This window comes from Acidocella sp., from assembly GCF_013044125.1.
In the GTDB taxonomy this organism is placed as follows: Bacteria; Pseudomonadota; Alphaproteobacteria; order Acetobacterales; family Acetobacteraceae; genus Acidocella.
In genome coordinates this window covers 1-3,331 of record NZ_JABEVC010000218.1, presented here as the reverse complement: position 1 = coordinate 3,331, position 3,331 = coordinate 1, and the positions used below count along the sequence as shown (strand labels likewise).

General features: G+C 59.5%; 3 protein-coding genes and 1 pseudogene. All 4 read left to right on the top strand.

All coding sequences use genetic code 11. The annotated features are described in order from the left end of the window. The first annotated feature begins 111 nt into the window (after positions 1–111). Complete coding sequence (locus HKL97_RS13170; protein WP_291426112.1) at positions 112–1,017, top strand: ABC transporter permease; 906 nt, start codon at positions 112–114, stop codon at positions 1,015–1,017. Next, a complete protein-coding gene (locus HKL97_RS13165; protein WP_291426110.1) occupies positions 1,014–1,853 on the top strand; it encodes an ABC transporter permease in 840 nt (279 codons plus the stop codon). Before HKL97_RS13170 ends, HKL97_RS13165 begins: the two co-directional genes overlap by 4 nt. Positions 1,854–1,877: 24 nt before the next feature. Beyond that, complete coding sequence (locus tag HKL97_RS13160) at positions 1,878–2,951, top strand: spermidine/putrescine ABC transporter substrate-binding protein (protein ID WP_291426108.1); 1,074 nt, start codon at positions 1,878–1,880, stop codon at positions 2,949–2,951. 116 nt (positions 2,952–3,067) lie between these two features. After that, positions 3,068–3,331 (top strand): annotated as a pseudogene (locus HKL97_RS13155) (glutamine synthetase); the annotation flags it as partial.

Genomic DNA, 3,331 nt, shown 5'->3' with positions numbered 1-3,331 from the left:
TTTGTGCTGGCGCTGGATACCAACAACCAGGCGGCGGAGCGGAGCTGGCGGCCGGGCGAGGCGGTGGCGGTGGAGCTGAAGCCTGAGAATATCATGCTGGTGGAGGCCTGAATGGGCACCGCGGCGCAGGGTGAGGCGCGCAGCCGGGCCTGGCGGCTGTGGATAACCTCCGGGCCGGGGCTGTTCTGGATTGTGCTGTTTCTGCTGATCCCGAGCGGGGTGATGCTGGGCATCGCGTTTTTCACCAATAGTGATTTTGGCTCGCCGGTTCTGCCGCTCTCGCTGGATTCGTTCTCGCAGGTGGCGGGCTATGGGATTTTGGGCTGGAGCGGCGCGAATTTCACGGTGTTGCTGCGCTCGCTGCTGCAGGCGGGGGTGGCAACCGCGGTGACGATTTTGCTGGCGTATCCGCTGGTGTTTTTCATCGTCACGCGCCCGGCCGGCCTGCGCCCGGTGCTGCTGCTGTTTGCGATTGTGCCCTCCTGGACCAACCAGGTGGTGCGGACCTACGCCTGGATGGAACTGCTCAACCCGTTTGCGCCGGTCTCGCGCGTTGCGCAGGTTCTGGGGATTATTCCGCCGCATCTGGGCTTGATGCCGGGGAATTTCGCAGTGCTGGTGGGGCTGAGTTATAATTACCTGCCGTATATGGTGGTGCCGCTTTATGCGGCGGCGGAGAAGCTGGACTGGACGCTGGTGGAGGCCGGGCGGGATTTATATGCCTCGGGCGCGCGGCTGTTTTTCAGCACGGTGTTTCCGCAGACGCTGCCGGGGCTGCTCTCGGGCATCATTCTGGTGGGGATTCCGGCATTTGGCGATTATGTGGTGCCGCAATTGCTGGGGGGCGACAAGGCGATGATGCTGGGCTCGCTGATCGCCGATCAGTTCACCTTTTCGCCGGACTGGCCTTATGGCGCGGCGCTGACGCTGATTATGCTGGTGTTCACCTGCATCGGGCTCATCGTGTTCCGCAGGCTCACGCAACGGCTGGGCGGCGGTGAAGGGGCGATGCTATGAACGCCGTGCCGCGCCGGATTCAGCGTGTGCTGGCGGGGATCAGCCTGCCGGTTTATCTGCTGTTGTATGCGCCGCTTTCAGTGATTGCGATTTTTTCGTTCGCGCCGTCGCTCGGGCATCCGGGGCCGAATCTGGCGGCGTATGGGTTGCTGCTGAATGACCCGCAGGTGCTGGCGGCGCTGCGGCGCTCGCTGACGCTGGCCATCGGCTCGGCGGTTTTGGGCACCATGCTGGGAACGCTGATGGGCTTTGGGCTCAGCCGGTTCCGCCCGGCCAAGGGCGGCGGGTTTTGGGTTGGGACGCTGCCGAGCCTGATCATCTATCTGCCGATCATCATGCCGAGTCTGGTTTTTGGTATATCGGAGCTGATATTTTTTAATTTCGTGCATGAATATACCGGGCTGCTCTCGGCCGGATTGCTGACCATGGGGATTGCGCATGTCACCTTCCAGGCGCCTTATGTGGCGCTGGTGGTGTATGCGCGGCTTGCCGGGCTGGATCCGAACCTGTTCGAGGCGTCGCAGGATTTATATGCCAATGCGGTGAAGTCATTTTTATTTCTGACGATCCCGGTTGTGCGCCCGGCGTTGATTGGCGGGTTTCTGCTGGCGATTACATTGTCGATCGATGATTTCACCATCAGCTTTTTTACCGCGGGTCCTGGGAGTGTCACGCTGCCGATTTATATCTATAGTGCGATTGCCCGTAAGGGGGCCTCACCCGAGATCAATGCGCTGGGCAGCCTGATGATTGCGACCGTGATCGGCGTTGCCCTGCTTTATTATTTTGTCACCCGCCATCGTGAGCGCGGCAACCGGATTCCGGCTGTTGCATAACAACCAAGAGGAGAGATTGTGACCATGCTGAAAGCAAAACTATTGGGCGCCAGCTGCGCTGCCGCCTTTGTTGCCGCCGCGGTGATGTTGCCGCAGGCGGCGCGGGCTGATCAACCGGTGCTCAATTTGTTCACCTGGTCGGATTATATCGACCCTGCGATGGTGAAGGCGTTTGAGCAGCAATGTGGCTGCAAGGTGGTGGAGACCGACTATGATTCGAATTCGGAGATGGAAGCCAAGCTGAAGGCTGGCGCGGATTCGCAATACGACGTGGTTGTGCCCTCCAGCTATTATGTCGCGCGGTTGAAGGCCGAGGGGCTGATCCAGCCGCTGAACCATGCTGATATTCCGAACTTCAAGAACCTTGCAACGAAATTTCAGAATCCAACCTATGATCCGGGCGATAAATATTCGATACCCTATCAGTGGGGCACCACGGGTGTTGGGTATCTGAAAGACCAGATCAAGGACCCGGCGCCGAGCTGGGGGCTGCTGTTCGACCCGAAGGTGAACACGACCTATCCGTTCACGCTGATGAGCGGGAGCGGGCAGGATACGATCGGCGCGGCCTGCGCGTATCTGGGTTATGGATTTGCCTGCGACACGAAGGCAGCCTGGGTGGCGGCGGCGAAGTTGATTAAGGAAACCCGCGCGCGCAAGAATTTCGCGGGGTTCGTGGATGGCGAGCCCGAGCGCGACCAGCTGAAGTCCAAGCTCAACTCGGCGGGCATGGTGTTCAACGGCGATGTGGCGACCAGCTATGCCGATGGCTCGGGCAAGGATATCGGCTTTTTCCTGCCCAAGGAGGGCACGGAGATTTGGGTTGATACCATGGCGATCCCCGCGCATGCGCCTAATGCGAAGCTGGGGCTGGCGTTTATCAACTTCATCCTTGATGCGAAGGAGGGCGCGGCACTTTCCAACTTCAACGATTACAGCAGCCCGAATGCGGCTTCGCAGCCGATGCTGGCGGATAATCTGAAGGCGGAGCTGGTCTCGCCGACGCCGGCGGACTTCAAGCGGTTGCATTTCCTGCCGCCGCTTTCGGGCGCGAAGTTGAAATTGTTCAACGCCATCTGGACGGCCGCGAAACAGTAATTTTTCAGCTCCCCCTCCGCTGATGCGCAGGGGGAGCATTTTTTGAGGGTGTTATGAGTACAATTGATTTAAAAGAGTGGTTCGATGAGCACCGGATAACGGAAGTTGAGTGTCTGGTGCCTGATATCACTGGGATTCCGCGGGGCAAGATCATGCCGGCGCAGAAATTTTTTCAAGGAGGGGCGCCGCGGCTGCCGGAGGCGATTTTTATTCAATCGGTGACAGGGGAATATCCCGAGGACCCGACCGATATGCTCACCGATCCGGCGATTATAGACATTAAGCTGATCCCCGATGCCAGCACCGTGCGCCTGGTGCCCTGGGCGCATGAGCCGACCGCGCAGATTATTCATGATTGCCAATACGCGAACGGCACGCCG

Excerpts from the sequence above, each read along its gene's own strand:
- HKL97_RS13160 (WP_291426108.1), top strand. The coding sequence starts at position 1,878 with ATGCTGAAAGCAAAACTATTGGGCGCCAGCTGCGCTGCCGCCTTTGTT.
- HKL97_RS13165 (WP_291426110.1), top strand. The coding sequence starts at position 1,014 with ATGAACGCCGTGCCGCGCCGGATTCAGCGTGTGCTGGCGGGGATCAGC.
- HKL97_RS13170 (WP_291426112.1), top strand. The coding sequence starts at position 112 with ATGGGCACCGCGGCGCAGGGTGAGGCGCGCAGCCGGGCCTGGCGGCTG.